The following is a 23,092-nucleotide window of genomic DNA, read 5'->3' on the forward strand; positions in this document are numbered from 1 at the left end:
CAGAGCCACCCCGGAACAGCCGCCCGTCCTGCGGAGAGAACGGGCTTCAGCTGCCTGATCAGGCAGCTGACTGGGCAGCCTTGCGCTCCTGCACACGCAGGATGCGACGCTTGATGACCAGAGCTTCTGGCGTCAGTTTCCGGTTCGGTGTGCCCAGCAGGAAGGAATCAAGCCCGCCATTATGCTCGACCGTACGGATCCCCTTGGCGGAAAGGCGCATACGCACCGGAGCCTCGAGAATATCGGACAGGAGCGTGGCTTCCTGAAGATTCGGCAGGAAACGGCGACGGGACTTGTTGTTGGCGTGGCTGACGTTATTGCCCGTCAGTACCCCTTTGCCCGTGACATGGCAACGGCGAGACATAGAACTTCCTCGATACTGTGATACGCAGGGCCGCAAGGCAGACCTGCATGTTCCGTAAATAAGGCGGGCTTATGACTTACTGACGCTGATACGTCAAGTCTTTCCTGCCTTTCATACCGACAGAAGCAGCCCGCTACCCCTCTACATCCGAATGACTTTCAACGAAACCCCTTCTTGCCTGCAATCTCCACATTCCTGCATAAATGCCACCTTTTTCCAACAGCTGGCGATGGGTTCCCTCTTCCACCACCTCTCCGTTCTCCATCACAAGGATATGGTCTGCCCTCTGTATCGTGGAGAGACGATGGGCGATCACGAGCGTTGTCCTGCCAGAGGAAAGGCTCTCCAGCTCTTTCTGGATGGCCTCTTCCGTCCGACTGTCCAGGGCACTGGTGGCTTCATCCAGCACAAGCAGACGGGGATTGCGCAGGATGACACGGGCAATCGCCATTCTCTGCCTCTCCCCGCCCGACAGCCGCACCCCCCGCTCACCGACCAGTGTATCGAACCCGTCCGGCAGACTGTCCACAAAAGGACCAAGCTGGGCCGCCTCGGCTGCCTGCCTGACCTCCGCCATGCTGGCCCCTGCCCGCCCGTAAGCAATATTCTCGGCAATCGTGGCATTGAAGAGTGAGGTCTCCTGCGCCACCACGCCGATCTGCCCCCTCAGGGCATCAAGCGACAGTGCCGGAAGTGGCACACCTTCCATTCGCACGGTTCCTTCCAGCGGGTCATACAGCCGGCTGACGAGCTTCGCCACTGTGGACTTTCCGGACCCGCTCCGCCCGACAATGGCGAGCATTTTCCCTGCCGCCAGCGTGAAACTGACATGACGCAGGATCAGCCGCTCCGGGTCATATCCGAAAGAAACATGCTGCATGTCCAGCGTCACGCCATGTGCCTGTCCGGCAGGCAGGGGGACAGGCGCTGGCGGAGACTGTATCTCTGGTACCAGCCCCATCAGCTCCAGATAGGCTTCCATGTCGACACGGGCATTGCGCCAGCCTGCACCGACATAATTCAACGCCCCGACCGAGGCATAAACACTCCGGAGATACGTGCCCATCAACACGAATTGTGCAACACCGAGTCGATGCGCATGAATATCCCGTATGGCCATCCCCAGCAATACAGCCGTGGCGAGGGCAATCAGACTGTTGCGAATGGCCTGGGAACCTCCAACAAGCCCCTGCAAACGGGCCTCGGCCGTGCGCAGCGCCTGCCAGGCCCCCTCCTGCCGTCTGCATTCATGGGCGGCATTGCCGAACATGCGGACAATGTCCGCATTGAGCAGACTGTCCACCAGATGCCGATGTGCATGGTTGTTCGCCTGATTGCGCTCCCGTCTGGCCTGCATCCGCCAGCGGGTAAACAGGAAAGAAACAGCGGAATAGAGGATCAGCGTGGCACACAGCAGCACTAGGTACCAGCCATCAAAAACGCGCAAGACGACCAGAAAAGTCAGGGCCAGCCCCAGAAGGTTCGGCATGACGTTGGAGAAAGTCATGTCAACGATCATGCTGGCAGCATCAGCGCCACGATCGATGATACGGGTCAGCGCACCTGTCTGCCGCTGCTGATGGAACCGGGCCCCCAGCTGATGGACATGCTCCAGCCCCAGCAGGCTGATCCGCTCCCGCAGGGCCGTCCTCACCGGCACCATGAGCAGGCTGCGCAACGGCCCGGCCAGAGCACCTGCCATGCGCAGGACCGTATAGGACGCCAGCAGGGCCATGACCGCCGCCATGACCGCTTCCTTCCCCGAAAGCCGGGCCACCATGTCGCTGAACAGCCAGGGTGTGGCAACGGCCGTCACACTCTCTACGACCAGCAGAACACAGGAACAGAAGAAGCGCAGAAACCAGCTCCTCAGGGAAGCCGGGCGAACCAGCCGCCAGAAAGCCCGCAAAGGCAGGTGTCCGATCTTTGTTGATGTCATAAAAACCTGATAGATGATCTGCTGCCATGTCTGGCATTGTTGCCGGGAGAGCTTTTACACGGTCCTTCCCATCCTGCCAGCCTTTGCCAATTGAATGATGCCCCAGAGACAGGCAGGCTCTCCGCTGCTGTCCGTCCTCCGTGCCATCATGAATGAACATCAGAGAGAACCCATGCTGTCCTCCGCTGCCTCTCCCTTTCTCCGCCATATTGAGCGGTGCCGCAATGTCACCCTCCCGGCGGGGCGCATCCCCCTGCTGCATGACGGCCTGTCCATCGGTCTGGTCGACCCTGCCTGCCTTGGCTGGCTGGCCGCTCCTGCCGAGATGGGCCTGCTGGAAATAGAGGACGGGCACATCACCCTGCCCGATGGACAAGGGCTGTCCCAGATAAGCCACATGCTGGCCGAGCAGGAACGCTATGTGCCCTTCCATGAATGGTTTGATGTCCGCTCACCTGATGGAACAATCATCGGGCAGATTGACCGGGCTCTGATCCCGGTTTTTGGTGTGGAAGCTTCTGGTGTCCACATGAATGGCCTTGTCCAGAAAAAAACGGGGCTGCACCTCTGGGTTGCCCGCCGCAGCCCACAGAAACGGCTGGACCCAGGCAAACTCGACCATCTGGTTGCCGGCGGGATGAGCAGCGGCCTCACCCCAGAGGAAACACTCGTCAAGGAAGCCGGAGAAGAAGCCTCCATCCCCACCGCCCTTGCCCGCCACGCCCGCCACGCCAGCACGCTCCATTACGCCATGACACGTCCGGAGGGGCTGCGACGCGACCGGCTTTACTGTTACGATCTCATGCTCCCGGAAGATTTCGTTCCCCAGGCCAATGATGGTGAAGTGGAATCCTTCCATCTCATGCCTGTCGAAAACGTCTTCCAGCTGGTCCGGGACACAGACGATTTCAAATTTAACGTTAATCTTGTCCTTCTGGACCTTTTCCTTCGACTTGGGATGTTCGATAAGCAGGATAGTCTGATTCTGGCAGAAACTTTACACGGGTGACCCCACATGACCACCCTTTCCAGACCAGCCCACTGATGTGGCTGCTTCATTCCATTCTGGCACGCTGACCGAGACACCACGCACCATGACCCATCCACACCACAGAACCACCCAACCGCTGCGGCTCTCTCCGCCCTCCAAGACCCTACAGAAACGGGCCCGTGGTTTTCTGGCACTGTTTTTCGTGCTGGCAGCCCTCTGGACACTCAGACACATGCTGCCAGCCCTCCTCTGGGGCGGCATCTTCGCCATTGCCCTCTGGCCACTATACAAACGCTCGACAAGGCGGTTCGGCCACACGATATGGCTTCCCCTGCTCTTTACCGGTGTACTGGCGCTGATCTTCCTCGTCCCTGTTTCCTTCATCAGCATCAAGACGGCTGACGAAATCCATTCGGCTTTCCTGTGGCTTGATACGATCCGCCATCAGGGGCTGCCGGCCCCCGCCTGGCTGGACCGCCTGCCAGTGGCTTCCGGACCGGCCACCGCCCTCTGGACCGAGCATCTCAGCAATCCTGATGCCCTGAACGATTTGTTCCATTCCCTGAATCTGGGACATGGCATGGCCGTGGGCAAACAGTTCGGTTCGGAAGTCCTGCACCGGGGAATCCTGTTCGGCTTCTCCATGCTGACACTTTTCTTCCTGCTGAAGGATGGCGACAGCATCATCCGGAAATGCATGATCGGCTCGCAGCGTCTCTTCGGAGCGCAGGGAGAAAGCCTTGCACGACAGATTGTTGCTTCCATTCATGGCACGGTTTCCGGCCTAGTTCTGGTCGGGCTGGGTGAAGGGGCCATCATGGGCGTGTGCTACGTGGTTGCCGGGGCCCCACAGCCGCTCATCTTCGGGCTGGCGACAGCCATTGCGGCCATGGTCCCTCTGCTCGGCTGGATCGCCGTGACAGGCGTATGCCTGCTGATCGCCTTCAAGGGTAGCATGCTGGCTGCCGCCATCGTCTGGCTGATTGGTGCCGTCGTGCTGTTCGTGGCAGACCACTTCATTCGCCCTGTCCTGATAGGCGGCAGCACGAAAGTCCCATTCCTCTGGGTGTTGATGGGTATTCTGGGCGGTGCGGAAACATGGCAGCTGATGGGCCTGTTCATCGGACCAGCCATCATGGCAGCCCTGCACCTGCTCTGGACACTCTGGACCAGCAACAAGGTTTCTGGCCAGCGTACGGGACATATTGTGAGGGAGTGAACCGCAGGAGATGGTCGGGCAGGCGGGATTCGAACCCACGACCCCCAGTCCCCCAGACTGATGCGCTACCAGACTGCGCTACTGCCCGTCGTCCTGCGGTGAGGAAGCTCTAGCAGCCCCGGCCCATTCCTGCAATGGCCCGGGGCTTTTTTTTAATATTTTTTCAGAGGGTAAGGTTTTTTTTCATCTCGGCCAGCTCGCCGAGAAGATCATGCAGCAGCCTGTCCAGCTCATCCTTCCGCCGGACCTGGAGACGGTTTTCCATATCCTGGGCTGTCAGCTTCTGTTGCAGGACAACGCCTTCCCCCTCAAGGGTACGGATACGTTCCACTGCCTCGGCATGGCGTTCACGCTCACCGGCAAACCCGGCCTGCGCCTGCTTCAGCTCGCCATTTTCCGCTTCAAGATGCTCCACCCTGCCAACGATGACAGCCTGTGCTGCCAATTTTTCCTCACTCTCTTTCAGGGAACGCTTGAGACGGACATTTTCATCCTCAAGGGACTGCATGATCAGAACAGACTGTTCCAGCTTCCGCACAAGCTCCTGCCGCTCTGCCCCTACAGCCTCCAGACGACTGGCAAGCTGTTTCTGCTGGGCAGCGCCTTCCGACTGCAAGGTCTGCACCTGCTCATGCTCTGCCTGCAGGGTTTTCAACTGCCCCTGAAGAGCCTGCACCTCATTCCGCCTGGCTTCTTCTGCCAGCACCTGTTTTCTGGCGTCAGCTTTCAGCCGATCAACAGTTTCCCGCAGAGACACAGCCTGCTTTTCCAGTTCCTGCTGTCTGGCCTGACCCGCTGTCTGCTGCTCCATGGCAGCCCTGTGCAGTGTCTCGATTTCAGCTTCCAGCCCCCGGCACCGTTCTGCCTCAGCACGGGCTTCTTCCAGCTCCCTGCTCAGGGTCTGTATCCGCCCATGTTCGACCTGCATGTCGGCCAGCTTGACCCGCAGCCCTTCCAGCTGGCTCAAACGTTCCTTCCGGGATTCTGCCTCTTTCTGATGCTCTCTGGCTTCAGCCATCAGGCGATCAACAGTTTTCTGCAACTCGGCGTTACGCTCTTCCAGAACACGTCCCTGAGTGGCTTCCGTTTCACGCTGCTTCTGCCCAGCCGCACGCAGCGCCCCGTTCTCGGTTTCAAGACGCCTGATGTCCGCCCGTACGGCCTCAAGCTCCTCATGCAGGGCCGACGCCCTGTCACGCTCCGCCCGCAACCCGGCAAGCTCTGATCGCAGCGTCTCCAGCTGGAGCCGCTGCTCCTTCCCGTCGGCAACCGCCTGCTGATACGTGGCCGTCTCCGCCGTCAGACGCTCAACCGTTTCCTGCAAAGCCAGATTCTCTTCTTCCAGCTCTGCAACATAACCACCCTTTGCGTCCTTCTGAGGCTGCGGGGCAGACCGGGACTGCTCCAGCGCTTCCTTCAGGGAAGCATTCTCATCTTCCAGTGTCTTGAGGGAGAGCGCAATCTGACCAAACTCCTCAAGACGATCGCTGAGCGTTCTGTTTTCCTTCTGCAACTCCTTCAGCTGGTCAGGTGAAGAGGTTTCGCCGTGACCAGCTGTCTCCGCCCCGCCCGAGACGGAAAGCGGCGTGCCATCACTGATGATCCCCTCACGCTTCAGCAATGGAACAACCTCATGGCTTCTGGCACCATCCTGATAAAGGAGCCGGGCGATATTGCGCACGACCGTGACAGCCTGCTCATCGTAATAACTCTGCCCGTCTTCACCCTGCTTTACCCTGAAAACAGGATAAAGACTTTCCCATGAATGCAGACGGTACAGAGGCAGCCCCAGCTCCCCTGCAACGCTGATGGCTGTCCTCAAGCCCCCATGCTGAGGCTGAGATGAATCAGTGGACATCATTGATGGGCATCCTGAGCTGATGGTCTGCCATTGACGCTGTCCCGCAGAAGACGGGATGGCCGGAAGAACGGCACACGCCGGGCCGAGATGATGGCCTCTTTCCCTGTCAGGGGATTCCGCCCCAGACGGGTTGCTTTATCCCGTACAGCGAACGTACCGAAGCCGCTGATCTTCAGCGACTTGCCCTGCTCAAGAGTCTGGATGAACAACTCAAACATCTTCTCCAGAAACAGGGTAGCCTGCTGCCGGGAAAAGCCATGCTCCTCCTGGAGGAGCTCTATCAGATCAGCGCGTGCAATTGTCTCCATAATGGGAAAAGGTATCACGAGCCATCTGATTAGCACACTGAAAAAACGAACTCCCCTGCATATAAATCAGGGGAGTTTCAGAAGCGCTGATTCCGCCTGGAAAGGCCTTACATTCTCACCAGAGCAGACCCCCATGTAAGGCCACCACCAAGGGCCTCCATGAGGACCAGATCGCCCTGCCTGATCCGCCCATCCCGGACCGCTTCATCCAGAGCAAGAGGGATTGATGCCGCCGACGTGTTGGCGTGCCTGTCTACCGTCACCACGACGCGATCCGACGGCAGGGCAAGCTTCTTGGCCATGCCATCAATGATCCGCAGATTCGCCTGATGCGGCACCAGCCACTGGATGTCCGTGCCCTTGAGACCGTTTGTCTCCAGCGCTTCATCAACAGCAGCAGCAAGGTTGACGACAGCATGACGGAACACCTCCCGCCCATGCATTTTCAACGCCACCTTGCCAGACGCACAGCCAACGGCACCATCAACATAGAGCAGATCACCCAAGCGGCCATCTGCGTGAAGATGCGTGGACAGGATACCCTCTCCCTCACCTGCGCCTGCCTCGAGCAGGACCGCACCAGCGCCATCCCCGAACAGCACACAGGTGGAACGGTCTTCCCAGTCCAGAAGACGGGAAAATACCTCCACACCGATCACCATGGCACGCCTGACCTGACCGGAGCGGATCATGGAATCAGCCACTGTCAACGCATACACGAAACCAGAGCAGGCTGCGCTGACGTCAAACCCGAAACCACGTTCCATGCCCAGAGCCGCCTGAACACGTACGGCAACGGAAGGGAATACCTGATCCGGCGTTGATGTTGCCACGATGACGGCATCCACATCATCTGCTGTTCTGCCAGCATGTTCCAGCGCCCGCTGGGCTGCCAGATGCGCAAGGGATACGGCGGATTCATCGCCAGACACAATATGCCGCTGACGGATTCCGGTCCTGGTCCTGATCCACTCATCCGACGTATCAAGTCTGAATTCGGCAGCCAGCTCCTCATTGCTGAAAGCACGCTGCGGAAGGGCACTGCCGACACCTGTCAGACGGGCACCCGCTGCCGCTCCCCGGACCTGTTTATCCTGCGCCATGGAAGACGTCACTCCTGCTCTCTGCTTTCTCCAGACTGCCCCAACATGCCGAGCTGATCCAGACGATGGCGGATCTTGTCATTCAGCCTGTTTTCCACCGCATCCACGGCAACATCCACCGCAGAGGCGAAACCCTCGGCATCTGCCCCACCATGTGACTTCACCACGATGCCATTCAGCCCCACAAAAACGGCGCCATTATAGCGGCTGGGATCGATCCATTCCTTCATGCGGCGCAGACCGGGGCGGACCAGAAGATAACCGATCCGGGTCAGCCAGCTGCTCATGAACACGCTCCTGAGCAACCCGAAAGCCAGCTTCAGCGCCCCTTCACCAGTCTTCAGTGCCACATTGCCCGTAAAACCATCCGTCACGACAACATCGGTCACACCGGCGGTAATGTCATGCCCCTCCACAAAACCATGGAAACGGTCAGACAACACACTGTCCCGAAGGCGCTCGGCAGCCTGCTTCAGGCGTTCGTCGCCCTTCAGCTCTTCCGAACCAACATTGAGCAGCCCGATGCTGGGCGCCTTGAGGGACAGGGCCGCCTGTGCGAAGGCCTCCCCCATGATGGCGAATTCGACCAGATTGCGGGCATCGCATACGATATTCGCACCCAGATCGAGCATGACGACATCACCACGGGCGGATGGCTGGACAGCCGCCATGGCCGGGCGAGAAATACCGGGCAGGGCTTTTACGATGATCTTTGCCAATGCAAGCATCGCACCACTGTTCCCGGCGGACACGACGCCACGAGCCTCACCAGAGGCAACAGCCTCCATGGCGACCCGCATGGAGGATCCCCGCACGCGAAGCGCCGCAGTGGGTTTCATCTCCATGGGAATGCTTTCCGGCGCATGGCGCACGGTGCAGATTCCAGAAAGTTTGGGATAATTTACGAGTGATGCGTTCAGGACCTTCTCATCACCTATGAGAAGAATCCGGATGTCCGGGTGACGGATGGCCGTCATCTCCAGTCCCGCAAGAACGATCTCGGGGGCGTTATCTCCCCCCATGGCATCAACGGCCAGAGTAAAAGGAGCCGGGGATTGTGCAGCCTGCTTTTCGACTCCACCCTCAGCTCTGACGCCAGACGCCTCCGTCATGAGTGCAGCCCCCAGAAATTCCTTGTTTTTCCTGCTCAGGCAGGATGCACGAAAATGCAACCCCGGACCGGAAGCCCGGGGCGGCAGTATCCCTCAGGATACGGGCAATCAGGCGCGGACGGCTGTCTTCAGCGCACGGCCCTCTGCACTGACAACCTCACGGCCATCATAATGGCCACAATGGCTGCACACATGATGGGGGCGCTTCATCTCGCCACAGTTGGCGCATTCAGCATGCGCCTCAACACGAAGAGCCTGATGGCTGCGACGCATGCCACGACGGGACGGCGTAGTCTTTCTCTTAGGGACGGCCATGGGTATCTGCCTCTCACTGGGTTGCGTATCCGGCTTCTGCTACCGCACGGCGCGGCCTCAAGCCAGAGAAATCTCATTAGGTCTTCACCACCGCCATAAGCCACGGTGCTCAGGCGTGGGGCTCTAGCAGAGAGAGCATCTCTCTGCAAGCATCAATGCCACTACGGCATCGCTCCTTACTCCCTGCCTTTACCAGAAAGGCGGAAAGATTACCACTCCTTCACGGCTCCTTCCTGAGTTTTTTCAGCACGTCAAAAGGATTTTCCCGGGCTGCGCCGGGCCGTGCATCCAGCTCATCATCAGACGGTGTGACCTCCACGAACTGCTCCAGCCCTGCTCCTGCCCGCCGCGGATAAGGAGTCAGGCAGAGGGCCAGCTGTTCTGCCGCAGCCTCGCCCAGATCAATCATGCGGCCATCATAAGGAACATCATCGGCATCTTCCTGAAGCAGAGCCTCAATATCGATATCCTCTTCATCAGGCATCTCGGAAACCGGGACGAAACGTAAACTGAACGGCTCGTCGATCACCTCTTTCACCGGTTCACCCGTGATGATGCAGGCCTGCTCCACCTCCGCCCGGATATGACCTTCCGCCAGTACGATATTCTCCGCCCCCCGCCTCAGCGCAAAAGTGCAGGACAGCTCCTTCAAAGACAGAAGACCAAAGCGCTTCCGCAGACCTTCCCTCTCCTCAGCATTGGCCTCCACATGCTCTTCAAGAGGGCGGCCCGTCTTTGCCAGTGGAATGCGGCGCGAGAACTCTGGCGCAATCCTTTCTTCTGGCTGTGTTCCGGCGTCTGCTCTGCCTCCAGATGACATCATGACCTCACGATAATTTACCAGGGTGCCTCTTTCAGAAGGGGCTGACGCCATGAAGTCAAGCCTAAACTGCTGCCGGACAGCCACAGCCCGACAATCCACGAAAAAGATTGACATGCTGCCCTCTCTGAGGCACCGGAAAGAGCACGTATGGCTTGCCCGCATATCATCAGGACAGTTTGCCCTTCATGACCAGCTTCTCTACTGCCTCCACCCCGGACAAGAGCTCCCCCTTCCCCCGTCTGGCCCGCTTCATGGCGCTGCGACGCCGTTGCTGGACAGGCCTTCTGGCCGGTGGGGTGCTGATGCTCAGCGGCTGTGAGGCCATCAGCCCGCCGCCCATCCCGCGCGGGGCGCTGATCGAGAAACTGGATTATGACCAGCTGGTCCTCAACTCCAGCACCCAGAATGATGCCCTGAGCATACTGGGCTCTCCGACAGCCCATGCAACCTTCAATGACAATACATGGATCTACATTTCCATGACGAAGGACCTCGTGCCGCTGGCTCATCCGGTTGTGGACAAGCAGCAGGTCCTGGTCCTGAATTTCGACAATGCTGGCGTTCTCCGCAAGATGAACGTGCTGGACAGGCATGATGCCATCCGTGTCTCCATGGCAGGCGGAGCTACACCGACACCGGGCACGCATATTTCTGTTCTGCGGGAGCTGCTGGGCAATGTGGGCCGCTACAACCCGATGAGCAGCATGGGCAGCACCTTCGGCGGACTGGGAAATGGTGGCATGGGTGCCGGCCCGATGAGTGGCCAGGGCACCGGCAATGGGGGCGTCGGCAACTCGATGCCCTGATCCATCCATCCAGCAGCCTGGTGACGGGCTAACGGGCTGAAAAATCCTTTCCATGAAGGGGAAGAGTCTTTGTCCGGCTCCTCCCCTTTTCTTATCCCCCCTCCGAGAGCGGCCCGCCATATTCGGCAACATGCAAGACCCTGCGGAACCCATCAACAGCGGCTCCGTCAACCTGCCTGTATGCCCGTGTCAGGACAGTGCGAATGGCAGCAAAAAGTTCTGCCTCAAGCTGTCTGCCCTCATCTGTCAGAAAAACGGGCCGCTTCCTCCGGTCCCCTTCATCCTGTTTCTGCTCGACCAGTTTTTTCGCTTTCAGCTCGCCAAGAGCCCGGCCCAGCGACTGTTTGGTAATGCCAAGCCGCCTGCACAGCTCACTGGGCAGCAATCCGCCATGGCTGCCCAGAAAAAACATGATCCGGTAATGGGCAGGCCCCAGACCGTGAGAGTCGAGCCCTCCTTCACAAGCAGCGGACAGGGACCGCCAGAGGGCCAGGAGCCCCTCAAAGGACTGCCTGATGGAATTTTCACGCAGATACAGGTGCGCATCCACCATGGTACGCCTGTCATTCTGTACCCCCATCCCGTCCTCCTCCTGTTCACCACACACTCATCCACATGCACCATACGCCCACCAGCCATGAGGAACCATCAGACAGGCGAAATAATCCACAGATAAAGAGGGCCTCCACCCTTTATGCCCATCAGAAACTATTGTCTGTCGTTTTGGAGTATGATAGGCCACTTCACACTGTAATCGGATCCGCGTCCTTCAATGGGTGATGCTACAGACACCGCTCGGGAAGGATCAGAACCCCAAAGGAGATGACGACACCGTGCAGGTTCTCGTTCGTGATAATAATGTTGACCAGGCGCTGAAAGCCCTCAAGAAGAAAATGCAGCGCGAAGGCGTCTTCCGTGAGATGAAGCTCCGTCGCCACTTTGAAAAGCCATCCGAGCGCCGCGCCCGCGAGGTTGCCGAGGCCGTGCGTCGCGCCCGCAAGATGGAGCGCAAGCGCCTGGAGCGCGAGGGCTTCTGAAGTCAGCCTGTTCGTATTTGTACGAATGAGAAAGCCATCCATGTTCGGATGGCTTTTTTCATGTCTGCCTTCATGCCGCCCATCAAGGCCGCTGCACGATCCAGCCGGAAAGGTCGTGCCGTTTTTCCAGCAGATAAACCCTTACAGGCCGCTTCCTGTCCTTCCGCCATACGGCCCAGCCGCCTGCGGGCACCGGTCCATACCGGCCATCCTTCAGATACAGGACCGTCCTGACCGTCTCATGAGGAAGCCCTGCCACATAGCCCCATCGGGAATCCTTTCCCAGCACCGCAAGACCTTGCGGTTTCTGAAACGCCAGAATTGAGGCCAGGGCATAATCGTCCGTTGCCAGACATGAAATCCCTGCCTTTTCGGCCTCTTCTGCGACCGCTGCTGCCAGATCACTCCAACCTGCCCCCAACCTTGCGATGGGATCCATATGCGGGGGCAGTGGCAACCATCCCGTCAGACACTGAGCATAGACCAGAACCGTGCAGATGCCCCCCGTCATACAGGCTCCCCTGAGCCGACCCGCATAAGCGGCCCCGGCCAGGATAAGGGCTGGATACAGCACCCAGACCCAATTGGGCTGGACACGCTCTCCCGTCACATTCACCAGAAACAGCAGCAGCGCAGGAGCGGACAGCCACAACAGCACATGCTGCCCATGGCGGGCACGCCATAGCCCCATGAAACACAGGACAGCAACCCAAGGGGTCAACAGGGCCAGCTGCCCCGCCAGCAGTTCCCCCAGAAACTGCCCGGCCCGTTCAGGATGCCAGTACGAAGCCCGTCCGCCCTGTTTCAGCAGACCCGCCCAGCCATGCCTTTCATTCCAGACCAGGGTTGGCAGCACCATGAGGGCTGCTGCCCCTCCCCCCAACCAGGGGCCGGCCATACGCCAAGCCCCCCGGCCGCCAAACAGAACAAACCCCGCCAGACCGAGCCCCGGCAGAAGAGCCGTGTATTTGGAATCGGCTGCCAGACCAAGACCAATACCGCACAGCACCCACCAGCCACAGGCTGCCGCCCCATGGGACTGCAAGGCTCCAGACAAAGCCCATAACATCAGACAAAGGAAAACAAACAGAGGGACATCTGGCGTGGCCGGAACAAGCCCCACAGACGCCATCAGGGTCACATTCAACAGCAGAATCGCCCGACCCCCCACCCTGTCACGAGAAGGGAAAAAACGACGGGCGGCCAGAAAAAGCCATATGTTGGCACAGACAAAACCGACCAGACCACAGAACCGTACGCCAAACGGCGTATCCCCCCACAAGAGGGTTCCCAGCCGAATCCACAACGCCACCATAAAGGGATGGTCCAGATACCCTGCCTGCATATGGCGGGACCAGAGCCAGTAATAGGCCTCATCAGGTATGAGAGGTACTTCAGCAGCCAGAAAAAGCCGCACCATGAGCCCCAGAGCCGCACAGCAGAACAGGATATGCAATGGCATCCAGCACCTGAAAAAGCGGACAGGTTTCAGCATGATCCGCTCCTAGAGCGGAACGCCGGCTCTCTCACAGCTTGTCCTGATGACCTGGAAAGTCTGTACCCGTACGACGTGCGTTACCTCGATCAGGTCCCGTGTCAGACGATTCTGATGTTCCGCATCCCGGGCCATGAGACGGAGGAGGAAATCCTCCCCTCCCCGGATCATGTGGCATTCCTGCGTTTCCGGCCATTCTGCGACCAGGGCCTCGAACTCTGCCAGCACGGCACCTTTCTGGCTGTCCAGCCCGACCAGAACAAAAAATGTGATGGACCAACCCAGCATCGCCGGAGCCAGCGTCGCATGATAGCCTTGGATGAGCCCCATCTCCTCCAGCCGCCTGACACGACGCAGACAGGGCGGCGCAGAAATTCCCACCCGTCGGGCCAGCTCCACATTGGTAACACGGCCATCCTGCTGGAGCTCCGCCAGGATACTGCGGTCAATCTCATCAAGGTCTGCAATGCTCATATGGTTTCCAGCAACTCTGCTCACAGAACCCCCATGCGGCCCGGATGGGGAACGGGCTCATCCGCAGGGGGTTATCCCCGCCTGTATAGACTGATCTTTCTTATGTGAAAACTCTTCCCATGGAAAAGAGAAATAATATTTCGTTTCTCCGCAAGATAATTATTTTTACCGAAATCTTTCATATACTATATCTGTTATCCTCCAGCCCGTAGCGGACCTAAGATCACCCCGCCCCTTCGAAACCATTCCTCTCATCCCCGTAGCCGGGAAGATGATCCCTTTACCACGGAGCTTTCAATGGCAGAGACACATCATACCGACATGCTGATCGTCGGGGCCGGACCGGCAGGCTATACAGCAGCCATCTATGCCGCCCGGGCTGGCATGCAGCCTCTTCTGGTTACCGGCATGCAGCCCGGTGGCCAGCTGACCATCACGGATGAAATCGAAAATTTTCCCGGTTTTGCACAGCCTGTCCAGGGGCCATGGCTCATGGAACAGATGCGGGAACAGGCTGAACATGTCGGGACGAAGCTGCTCTATGACCTCATCACGGAAGCCTCCCTCAAGCAGGGCCCTGATGCAGAAGGCTATTTCCACCTGAAAGGGGATTCTGGCGACCTGTTCCTGGCACGTACAGTCGTCATTGCCACGGGCGCCCAGGCCAAGTGGCTTGGTCTCGATTCTGAAAAGAAATATCAGGGTGCTGGCGTGTCTGCCTGTGCAACCTGCGACGGCTTCTTCTACCGCGGCAAGGACGTTGCCGTCATAGGCGGGGGCAATACGGCCGTGGAAGAAGCCCTCTATCTGACCCACCACGCCTCTACCGTGCATCTCATCCACCGGCGTGACAGCCTGAAAGCCGAACGCATCCTCCAGAAGCGCCTGCATGACAATCCCAAGATCAAAGTTCACTGGAACCGGGCTGTCCGCGAAATCATCGGTGAAGGTTCACCCGCCGTCGTGACGGCCCTTGAGCTGACAGACACGCAGGATAACACGAAAACGGAGCGTCTCGCCGTGGATGGCGTGTTTGTGGCCATCGGCCACAGCCCCAGCACAGGCCCCTTCCGGCATGAAGTCCTCTGTGATGAAGAAGGCTACATCACAACCCAGCCGGGAACTGCCTCAACGTCCATCCCCGGCATCTTCGCAGCCGGCGACATTCAGGACAAGACGTACCGTCAGGCTGTCACGGCTGCCGGTACGGGCTGCATGGCCGCTCTGGAAGCGGAACGTTACCTTGCCGAAAAAAAATATGGTGCCTGACAGACCTGCACAGGGGCAGACCATCTCTCATTTTCGCCTTGCTGAAAGATGCTCTGCCCTCTATCAGTCAACACTAGCTAAAATGGACTAAACTCTATCCTTTTCATGGCCTTTCATCTTCATTTAACGAAAATATAACCAACTTTAGAGGCATTCTGCCCTTGACCGATCGTTTCTTTTCGGGAATTTTTCATGAAATAGATAGACGGTTAAGGTTACGATGCGGGGCGTTATGAGCAGAGCTGGCCATGATTATTGCGAAGGGGCGTACGGGAATCAGAAAATGGACTGGGACAAACTCCGTATCTTTCATACCGTGGCGGAAGCCGGCTCCTTCACTCATGCCGGTGATCGTCTCAACCTGAGCCAGTCTGCTGTCTCCCGGCAGATTTCTGCACTGGAAGACGTACTGGGCGTACCTCTCTTCCATCGCCACGCCCGTGGGCTTATCCTGACCGAGCAGGGCGAGGTGCTCCACCGCACGGCCCGGGAGGTCTTCTCCAAACTGGCCCTGACCCAGGCTTTCCTGAGTGAAAACAGGGAGAAAGCGGCCGGGAAGATCAAGGTCACGACCACATCAGGCTTTGGCCTCTCTTGGCTGACACCCCGTCTCCATCATTTCATGGAACGTCATCCCCATGTGGAAGTCACGCTCCTGCTTGAGGATTCCGATCTTGACCTGAGCATGCGGGAAGCTGATGTCGCCATCCGTCTCCATCCTCCCACCCAGCCCGACCTCATCCAACGTCACCTGGCCAGTTTTCACATGCCCATCTATGCCAGCCGGGAGTATCTGGAAGAGCACGGCACCCCCACCACGCTGAAGGACCTAGCCGACCACAATCTGATCGGCTTTGCTGGCTGGCACCTTCCCCTGCCCCATGTAAACTGGCTGATTGAACGGCTCGTGAAGGATAAAATCATCCTCCACCCCAAGGTCCGCCTTGCCGTCAACAACATTGCGGCGGTCGGCATGGCCATTGCGCAGGGCAACGGCATCGGAACCCTGCCCTTCTACACAGCTTCCGCCCATCCTAACCTTGTCCGTATCCTCCCAGATGTGCACGGCCCGCTAGCAGAGGCGTTCTTTGTCTATCCGGAAGAGCTGAGAAGCTCCAAAAGGATTTCAGTCTTCCGGGACTTCCTGCTGGAAGAACTCAATACGGCCCGTACGGGGAAAGAAACCCCCTCACATAGCGCAGAGCCGTTCATTTCTTCGGCTGATTGACCCTCTCGCGTAGGTCTTTTCCAGCCCGGAAAAAAGGAACACGCTTCGCCCTAACAGCCACGGACTGACCCGTTCTCGGGTTCCGTCCCTGGTGGGCAGTGTGCTGGCGTGTTCCAAAACTGCCTATGCCACGCAGTTCGGCCCTGTTCCCTGCTGCAAGGCCAGAAGCGATACGGGAAAATATCCCATCAACAGCCTGATCAACCTTATCTCTGGAAACACCCTCCAGGCGGGAGGTCAGTAAAGCGACAAATTCCGAGCGTGTCATCCAAACTCTCCGTCACTGATCATTCTTCCGAAGAGTGACAATAGGACGCCAGAAACGTCAAGAAAAAATGCTCTACTATGAAAAAAGCCGGGTTTACGCCCGGCTTTTTTCAGATTGATGTTAATAAACGGTTTCAGTTTTTACTGCCATTATCCCGTTTATTCTCGGCTGAGACACCAATATTACGCCCGAGCCCAATCGTTCTGGCCAGCTCGGACCGCCGTGCAGCATAGGCTGGCGCCACCATCGGGTAATCCGCAGGCAGACCCCACTTCTCCCGATACTGGTCCGGCGTCATGTCATACGTGCTCTTCAGGTGCCGCTTCAGCATCTTCAGCTTCTTTCCGTCTTCCAGACAGACGATATAATCAGGGTAGACGGACTTGCGCACGGGCACGGCCGGCTGCTGCCGGGTCTGCTCCGCCACGTCACCGCTTTCTCCCCCCTGCCCGGCAAGTGCCTCATAAACCTGGCGGATCAGTCCCGGCAGGCTGTCAGCAGAGACATCAGAACCAGTCAACTTTGCGACGACAATATCAGTCGTCAGCTCCAGCAGCTTTCTGCGCTCTTCATTCGGGGCCGTCTGAGTTCCTTCAGCCTGAGTATTGTCCGTCATTGAATAACCTTTGCAGCTACAAGTCTTCAGCAGAATTTTCAGAAAAGTTTTACTATTTTTCCTTTAAACAAAAAAGAGAAATATTCCATGATAATGAAAAAAATATTCCCTCTGAAATCATTCCGATATTTTTGTTCAATTATAAGTGTGACCCCTCGCATCCATGCGTAAAGGGCAGTAATCTCCCGTCCTGAAAGCCACTGGATGCGCAATGATCACCCGTTTTCTGAACTTCAGGACCCCGTCCTTTTTCTACTGGATCTTCACCCCGTCTCTGGATGGATTTCTCTTCGCCCTGCGGACTACCATTGCAGCCTGTCTGTCTCTGGGGATCGCTCTCTGGCTGGAGCTGGACAGTCCCATCTGGGCCCCCATGACGGTCTGGTCCGTAGCGCAGCTGACACGAGGAGAAAGCCTCTCCAAAGCCCGTTGGCGCATCATAGGAACATTGGCTGGCGGTGTGGCGGCCCTGATCTTCGTCGGCATATATCCGCAGGCTCCCTGGCTGTTTTTCCCGATCATTGCCCTGTGGATTGGCCTCTGCAGCGGGCTGGCCACCTTTGTCAGCAACTTCCGCTCCTATGCGCTGGTTCTCTCCGGCTACACCTGCGCCATCATCTGCATGGATGTCGTCCCGCATACGGGCAGCATCTTCATGTTTGCCGTATCCCGTGCCAGTTACATCATCCTCGGCGTGCTGTGTGAGGCCTTCATCGGGCTTCTCTTCGCCTTCAACCAGGACCGTGTAGCCCATCTCAAGATACGGCAGAAACTGGAATCGGCCCTAACACTGGTGGCCGACACCCTCCACCATATTCTCCAGAGGGACACCGGCGCCCTGACAGAAGCCCGCAAGCTGTTCGGCACCATCCTCTCCATCAACGACCAGATCGAATTTGCGGAACTGGAAATGGGTGCGCATGGTCATGAAGGCGACCATGCCCGTGCCGCCCTGGCCGCCGTATCCGCCCTGCTCTCCCGCAGTTTCGGTATGGCCACACGGTTGGAGCTGCTCTCCTCCAACCATCAGGATTTTGACACGGTGGCACGGGCGTTCCGGCATTTTCTGAAGGACTTCTCCAGCCGCCTGCCCCAGGAAGCCGAAATCTCGGAACTTCTCGCCGAGCTCCAGCACCTCCGGGACATCTGCCGCCGTTATGCAACCCCACACCGGCAAAAGATCATCTCCACCTCTGGCCCACTAACCCCTCTACGGGACAAGACCACCATCATTACTGATTCCGCACTGGATGAACGTATTCTATTCTCATCCCTTGGGGATCTGATCGGTGATCTGGAAGAAGCCATCACGGAATATCACGCCAGCACACACAGTGTGCGTGGTGACCATTTCCAGTTCCAGCGCCATACGCACCGGGACGGGCGACTTGCCTTCAATAACGGGTTCCGTGCGGCGCTGACCATTCTGGTCACATCCTTCATTTATGAAATCACGGCATGGTCCAATGGCAACACACTCATCAGCATCACGGCCCTGATCTGCGGCCTTTTCGCCACAAAGGAAGACCCCGTACTGGGAACAATCAAATTCCTCAAAGGGCTTGCGGTAGGCTGGTGCGTGGCCTGGCTGCTCTGCTTCATCTTCATTCCCATGGTCACGACATATGAACCTCTGGTGCTCATCCTGTCCTGCGTGATGATGATCGGAGGGTTAGCCCGGGCCAACCCCGCCACAGCCCCGGCAGCCTCGGCCTTCAACCTGCTGATGCCCCTGATGCTGGGCATCCAGAATCATCATGTCATTGACGAGACGAAATTCTACAACACCAACCTCGCCATCATCCTTGCAGGTGTAACGGCCGTGCTGATCTTCCGCAGCATCCTGCCTTTCAACCGCAAGGCCGAAGAATTCCGGCTGCGCCGTGCCACACTGCGGGAACTGCGCAATCTTGCCAGCCTGAGCAGCACACCGCAGATCAGCGCATGGATTGGCCACAGTACGGACCGCTTCTCTCGCCTTCTCAGCCACGCCACCACCCTGTCCCCCCTTGTGGAGGCCGGTATTCAGGGTACGCTGGCTACCCTGACACTCGGGCTGAACATCATCCGCCTGCGAGGGTTGCTCAACCGTGAGTATCTGCCGGAAAGCGCCCGCCGCCCCATCACGCTGGTTCTCTATTACATTGAACACTCATCCCGCCGGCATGACCGGGCAGCCCGCCTGACCCGGGCCGCCATACGCCGCCTGCGTGAGCTGGACACACAGGACCATGAGGCCATCATCCGGCTGGAAATAACCCGTGCCCTGGCCCATCTTGTGGTGATCGAACACACCTTGCGGACAAACGAGAATTTTCTGGATGCCAGCAAGCCCTTCCGTGGTGAAGGCCCCATCCCCCTGCCCCATGATGAGGATTCATACGCAGGCCACCCGCAAAGGGCTTGATCTCCTGCCTGTGGGCAGCCAGACTTCTGCCTCCCTGCCCTTGTCCGAGGTTCTGCCGTCTCCATGAAGATCCATTATGTTGTCACAAGCCTGGAAACGGGTGGGGCTGAATTTGCCATCCCGGATATCGTAAAAACCCTCGAACAGTTCGGCCATCAGGTGGATGTCACCGCCTGCGAGCCTCGAGACATGGGGGCAGCTCCCCATCTGGAACAGGCCGGAATCCCCTACCATCTTCTGGACAGCCGGCGCCGCAGTTTCTTCCTCACGCTGATCCGTCTCCTGCGCCTGCTCCGCCGGAACCGGCCCGACATCATCTGGACCTCCCTAAGCCGGGCCACACTGCTGGGCCAGCTGGCCGGAGCACTCCTCAATATTCCCGTTGTCAGCTGGAAGAACAGTGCCAGCATCCGTTTCACCACCACGGCAGGCCGTCGCATTACCCGGCTATGGGTTGCAGATTCCGCTTATGTGGCCCGTTTCCTTCGGGAAAAAATGAACATTCCGCCGGAGAAAATCACGTCCTGGCCTCTTTATGTGGCCGCCCCCGAAAACCACCCGGCCCCGGACTGGAATGGCGGGACACCTCTGCACATCGGCAGCACGGGGCGACTGCATGAAGTGAAAAACTATCCCCTGCTCATCGAAGGTCTGGCCCTGTTCCGCGCACGTCATCCCCAGTGGGCAGACCTCGTGCACCTGTCCTTTGCAGGCGATGGCCCCCAGCGGGCGGAGCTTGAAACCCTCATCCGGCAGCACGGGCTGGAAAACCACGTCTCCCTGAAAGGTTTCCAGACGGATGTTCCGGCCTTTCTCCGCACGCTCCAGCTTTACGCACAGCCCTCACGTTATGAGGGCATGTGTCTGGCTGCCCATGAGGCCATGAACATGAGCCTGCCTGTCATGGCGACACCGGTCGGGGAAATGCGCAACAGCGTCCAGCCCGGTCAGACAGGATTCCTGCTGCAACCTGACAGGATTCCTGAAACCTTCTGCGACACGCTGGCAGAAATTTTTCAGAACCCGGCCCTGCTGAACGACTACGGCAAAGCTGCAAAACGTTACATCGAACAGCATTACAGCCGGGAAGCCTTCACGCAACGATGCGGAAAAATCGTTGAGAAACTGGAGCGGATGACCACCCCGCACCCCTCAGGAAAAACCCCGTCATGACAAAACTCTGCCGCTATGGCCGCCCCGGCTCTGAAAAGCCCGGACTGATCGACAGTTCCGGTACACTGCGTGACCTTTCGGGACTCTGGAGTGACCTGACGCCGGAGCGCCTCTCCCCACAATCCCTTGCTCAGGTGGCAGCCATTGATGCAGCGACCCTGCCAGCCGTGGAAGGCTCTCCCCGGTTCGGCGTACCCATCAGCCATGTCTCCAAATGCGTCTGCATTGGCCTGAACTATGCCGATCATGCCGAAGAGGCCGGTCTCCCCATCCCGCAGGAACCGATCGTCTTTCTGAAAGCTCCTTCCGCCCTCTGCGGTGCCCATGACGACATCCCCATCCCGCCCCATGCTTCACAAGTGGACTGGGAGGTCGAGCTGGGCATCGTCATCGGCAGCACAGCCCGCCATGTGACGGAAGCGAAGGCTCTGGAGCATGTGGCAGGCTACTGCATCGTCAATGATGTGTCAGAACGCAGTTTCCAGATGCAGTCCTCACAATGGGACAAGGGCAAGGGCAGCGACAATTTCGGGCCTGTCGGCCCCTTCCTTGTCACGGCTGATGAGATCGCTGATCCGCAGAACCTGCGCCTCTGGCTGGACGTGAACGGAACCCGCCGTCAGGACGGCTCGACAGCCACCATGATCTTCTCTGTCCGTGAGATCATCGCCTATCTCAGCCGGTACATGACGCTCCTGCCCGGCGACATCATTGCCACCGGAACACCGCCCGGTGTCGGGATGGGACACAAGCCGCCCCTGTGGTTGCAGGAAGGTGACGAAATGCGGCTTGGCATTGAAGGGCTGGGGGAACAGAAGCAGACACTCGTGCGATGGACACGATGAAAAAACAGAACAACCCCATGAAAGACAGAATGACAGAAACAGATACTTACAGAACTGTCCTCTGAATCCACCGCCTGCCCGCGCCATTTTCACCTGCCACCAGCTGGATGGCCATTATTCTCGTGGACATGGAGCACTGGTTTCACAATACCGGACCGGAAGAAACCCATGTCATCCTGACGGTCCTTGGCTCATGAAGTTGAAATGCACATATGCCATTTTCACGACATGTCGCCACGAAATCCATCTCATATAATTAAAACATTACTCATATTTCTCTATTATAAACAATCAGCTCTCGACATGATGAATCTTAATGGCGCTCTAATGTGACTTTCATAAAACAAGTGAAGAACCATTTTTCATTCAAAATTTAAGAAGCTTGTAAAATTTTCGTGTTTCCTTGCATCCGCCAGCAGATGTCCGTTGGTTCCGCTTAATGAACTGGGAGAAAGGGCCATGAGTCTTTCCATCAACACCAACCAGTCTTCCTTGGCTGCCCTGGAAACACTGAACACGACACAGACGGATCTGGCCCACACGGAAAACGCTGTTTCCACTGGCAAGAAAGTGGCGAATGCCTCCGACAATCCAGCCGCTTTCGGCATTGCCTCCCAGATTGGCGGGGACATTGCAGGACAAAGTGCTGTCAATGACGGGCTAAGCTATGCCTCCCAGGTTCTCAGCGCTACCAACTCTGCGGCCAACAGCATCATCAAGGTTCTTCAGAATGTCCAGAATGCCGTGACAACCGTTGGCAACAACATCGGCAATGAATCATCTCTCGGCCAGCTCAACAAAGAGCTGACAGGTTACATGAAGAGCATCGACACCATCGCCCGAAACGCCACGGTGAAAGGCGTCAATCTTCTTTCCGGCGGCACGCTGAGCGGCACGGGGGACGGAATGGGCATTACCTCCAACAGCCTGACCTTTGTCACCAGCCTCCAGGGAGACACGCAGACACTGAACAGCTACGGTTACATGATCGGCCTCACGACCGGTTACGGGATCGGCCACATCATGACGGAACTGTTCGGCATGACACCTGGCAGCGCAATGCCTGGGGAAGACCCCACCGTGAACAACTTCCTGACGGCCACTCCTGACGGTGCCCGCATCAGCGATGGTTTTAATGCGGCGGCCACGGCCCAGCGTCTTCCCAGAATGATCCAGATCACGCAGAACGCCATCCAGGCGATGACCAACGTCACATCCGACCTTGGCGCCAACCAGCAGCTCATCGAATCCATGAGTGCCTACGGCCAGAAATCGTCCGATTCCCTCACGGCGGCATCCGGTGCGCTGACGGATGCTGACATGTCTGCCGAGTCTGCCAAACTGACATCTCTCCAGACCAAACAGTCCCTTGGCATCAAGTCCCTGTCCATCGCCAACGGGCAGTCCCAGAACATCCTGTCCCTCTTCCAGTAAGGGCG

At 58.0% G+C, this 23,092-nt stretch carries 23 protein-coding genes and 1 tRNA gene; 10 read left to right on the forward strand and 14 right to left on the reverse strand.

All coding sequences use genetic code 11. From position 1 onward, the window contains the following. Window positions 1–58: 58 nt before the first annotated feature. Both rpmB and CPA54_RS03870 read right to left on the reverse strand, forming a co-directional pair. Window positions 59–364, reverse strand: coding sequence for a 50S ribosomal protein L28 (gene rpmB, locus CPA54_RS03865; protein ID WP_043559888.1), 306 nt, complete (start codon window positions 362–364; stop codon window positions 59–61). 133 nt (window positions 365–497) lie between these two features. Then, window positions 498–2,303 carry an ABC transporter ATP-binding protein/permease gene (locus tag CPA54_RS03870; RefSeq protein WP_249085550.1) on the reverse strand — a complete coding sequence of 602 codons (1,806 nt, stop codon included), beginning with the start codon at window positions 2,301–2,303 and terminating at the stop codon, window positions 498–500. 94 nt (window positions 2,304–2,397) lie between these two features. Between CPA54_RS03870 and CPA54_RS03875 the strand changes: the two genes are divergently transcribed. Beyond that, entirely contained in the window at window positions 2,398–3,312 is a 915-nt protein-coding gene (locus CPA54_RS03875; protein ID WP_249085551.1) for an NUDIX domain-containing protein, read from the forward strand. A gap of 85 nt (window positions 3,313–3,397) precedes the next feature. Continuing rightward, on the forward strand, window positions 3,398–4,513 hold the full coding sequence (locus CPA54_RS03880) for an AI-2E family transporter (RefSeq protein WP_043561113.1): 1,116 nt from the start codon (window positions 3,398–3,400) through the stop codon (window positions 4,511–4,513). A gap of 11 nt (window positions 4,514–4,524) precedes the next feature. On the opposite strand, the gene CPA54_RS03885 is transcribed toward CPA54_RS03880, so the two are convergent. From CPA54_RS03885 to CPA54_RS03915, 7 genes are all read right to left on the reverse strand, one after another. Beyond that, window positions 4,525–4,601: transfer RNA gene (locus tag CPA54_RS03885), tRNA-Pro, on the reverse strand. Between the two features lie 75 nt (window positions 4,602–4,676). After that, on the reverse strand, window positions 4,677–6,374 hold the full coding sequence (locus CPA54_RS03890; RefSeq protein WP_249085552.1) for a MerR family transcriptional regulator: 1,698 nt from the start codon (window positions 6,372–6,374) through the stop codon (window positions 4,677–4,679). Beyond that, window positions 6,371–6,682, reverse strand: a complete 312-nt coding sequence (locus CPA54_RS03895; RefSeq protein ID WP_043561110.1) for an integration host factor subunit alpha — start codon at window positions 6,680–6,682, stop codon at window positions 6,371–6,373. The genes CPA54_RS03890 and CPA54_RS03895 overlap by 4 nt, the downstream gene beginning before the upstream one ends. A gap of 107 nt (window positions 6,683–6,789) precedes the next feature. Next, entirely contained in the window at window positions 6,790–7,785 is a 996-nt protein-coding gene (locus CPA54_RS03900; RefSeq protein ID WP_086431530.1) for a beta-ketoacyl-ACP synthase III, read from the reverse strand. An 8-nt stretch (window positions 7,786–7,793) separates the two neighbouring features. Then, on the reverse strand, window positions 7,794–8,897 hold the full coding sequence (gene plsX / locus CPA54_RS03905) for a phosphate acyltransferase PlsX (protein WP_043561104.1): 1,104 nt from the start codon (window positions 8,895–8,897) through the stop codon (window positions 7,794–7,796). Between the two features lie 108 nt (window positions 8,898–9,005). Continuing rightward, window positions 9,006–9,212 (reverse strand): 50S ribosomal protein L32, encoded by a 207-nt coding sequence (gene rpmF, locus CPA54_RS03910; protein ID WP_043559883.1) that lies wholly within the window; start codon window positions 9,210–9,212, stop codon window positions 9,006–9,008. A gap of 220 nt (window positions 9,213–9,432) precedes the next feature. After that, a complete protein-coding gene (locus tag CPA54_RS03915) occupies window positions 9,433–10,035 on the reverse strand; it encodes a DUF177 domain-containing protein (RefSeq protein ID WP_166651601.1) in 603 nt (200 codons plus the stop codon). 185 nt (window positions 10,036–10,220) lie between these two features. Here CPA54_RS03915 and CPA54_RS03920 point away from each other — a divergent pair, with 185 nt between their 5' ends. Beyond that, the gene (locus tag CPA54_RS03920) at window positions 10,221–10,841 is read left to right on the forward strand and encodes an outer membrane protein assembly factor BamE (RefSeq protein ID WP_373364574.1); all 621 of its coding nucleotides are present in this window, start codon (window positions 10,221–10,223) and stop codon (window positions 10,839–10,841) included. A gap of 91 nt (window positions 10,842–10,932) precedes the next feature. On the opposite strand, the gene CPA54_RS03925 is transcribed toward CPA54_RS03920, so the two are convergent. After that, on the reverse strand, window positions 10,933–11,421 hold the full coding sequence (locus CPA54_RS03925) for a MarR family winged helix-turn-helix transcriptional regulator (RefSeq protein ID WP_052349035.1): 489 nt from the start codon (window positions 11,419–11,421) through the stop codon (window positions 10,933–10,935). A gap of 253 nt (window positions 11,422–11,674) precedes the next feature. On the opposite strand from CPA54_RS03925, the gene rpsU reads away from it, so the two are divergent. Continuing rightward, complete coding sequence (rpsU, locus tag CPA54_RS03930) at window positions 11,675–11,878, forward strand: 30S ribosomal protein S21 (RefSeq protein ID WP_026294133.1); 204 nt, start codon at window positions 11,675–11,677, stop codon at window positions 11,876–11,878. A gap of 82 nt (window positions 11,879–11,960) precedes the next feature. On the opposite strand, the gene CPA54_RS03935 is transcribed toward rpsU, so the two are convergent. Both CPA54_RS03935 and CPA54_RS03940 read right to left on the reverse strand, forming a co-directional pair. Further along, complete coding sequence (locus CPA54_RS03935; RefSeq protein WP_249085553.1) at window positions 11,961–13,340, reverse strand: glycosyltransferase family 39 protein; 1,380 nt, start codon at window positions 13,338–13,340, stop codon at window positions 11,961–11,963. 42 nt (window positions 13,341–13,382) lie between these two features. Then, the gene (locus CPA54_RS03940) at window positions 13,383–13,847 is read right to left on the reverse strand and encodes an Lrp/AsnC family transcriptional regulator (RefSeq protein WP_043559880.1); all 465 of its coding nucleotides are present in this window, start codon (window positions 13,845–13,847) and stop codon (window positions 13,383–13,385) included. A gap of 297 nt (window positions 13,848–14,144) precedes the next feature. On the opposite strand from CPA54_RS03940, the gene trxB reads away from it, so the two are divergent. Together trxB and CPA54_RS03950 are read left to right on the forward strand one after the other, a co-directional pair. Beyond that, on the forward strand, window positions 14,145–15,116 hold the full coding sequence (gene trxB, locus CPA54_RS03945; protein ID WP_043559878.1) for a thioredoxin-disulfide reductase: 972 nt from the start codon (window positions 14,145–14,147) through the stop codon (window positions 15,114–15,116). A 283-nt stretch (window positions 15,117–15,399) separates the two neighbouring features. Further along, window positions 15,400–16,344 carry a LysR family transcriptional regulator gene (locus CPA54_RS03950; RefSeq protein WP_052349033.1) on the forward strand — a complete coding sequence of 315 codons (945 nt, stop codon included), beginning with the start codon at window positions 15,400–15,402 and terminating at the stop codon, window positions 16,342–16,344. On the opposite strand, the gene CPA54_RS03955 is transcribed toward CPA54_RS03950, so the two are convergent. Both CPA54_RS03955 and CPA54_RS03960 read right to left on the reverse strand, forming a co-directional pair. Further along, a complete protein-coding gene (locus CPA54_RS03955) occupies window positions 16,325–16,612 on the reverse strand; it encodes an HU family DNA-binding protein (protein ID WP_103765590.1) in 288 nt (95 codons plus the stop codon). The two genes, CPA54_RS03950 and CPA54_RS03955, sit on opposite strands and share 20 nt — an antisense overlap. A gap of 133 nt (window positions 16,613–16,745) precedes the next feature. Next, entirely contained in the window at window positions 16,746–17,228 is a 483-nt protein-coding gene (locus tag CPA54_RS03960; RefSeq protein WP_081563239.1) for a MucR family transcriptional regulator, read from the reverse strand. A gap of 211 nt (window positions 17,229–17,439) precedes the next feature. On the opposite strand from CPA54_RS03960, the gene CPA54_RS03965 reads away from it, so the two are divergent. From CPA54_RS03965 to CPA54_RS03980, 4 genes are all read left to right on the forward strand, one after another. Next, on the forward strand, window positions 17,440–19,635 hold the full coding sequence (locus tag CPA54_RS03965) for an FUSC family protein (protein ID WP_081847696.1): 2,196 nt from the start codon (window positions 17,440–17,442) through the stop codon (window positions 19,633–19,635). 63 nt (window positions 19,636–19,698) lie between these two features. Continuing rightward, window positions 19,699–20,808: a glycosyltransferase family 4 protein gene (locus tag CPA54_RS03970; protein ID WP_249085554.1), complete on the forward strand. Its 1,110-nt coding sequence runs from the start codon at window positions 19,699–19,701 to the stop codon at window positions 20,806–20,808. Beyond that, window positions 20,805–21,653, forward strand: a complete 849-nt coding sequence (locus CPA54_RS03975; RefSeq protein WP_249085555.1) for a fumarylacetoacetate hydrolase family protein — start codon at window positions 20,805–20,807, stop codon at window positions 21,651–21,653. The genes CPA54_RS03970 and CPA54_RS03975 overlap by 4 nt, the downstream gene beginning before the upstream one ends. Window positions 21,654–22,112: 459 nt before the next feature. Further along, entirely contained in the window at window positions 22,113–23,087 is a 975-nt protein-coding gene (locus CPA54_RS03980) for a flagellin (RefSeq protein ID WP_249085556.1), read from the forward strand. The last annotated feature ends 5 nt before the right edge of the window (window positions 23,088–23,092 follow it).

This window comes from Parasaccharibacter sp. TMW2.1890 (assembly GCF_023337645.1).
Taxonomy (GTDB): domain Bacteria; phylum Pseudomonadota; class Alphaproteobacteria; order Acetobacterales; family Acetobacteraceae; genus Bombella; species Bombella apis.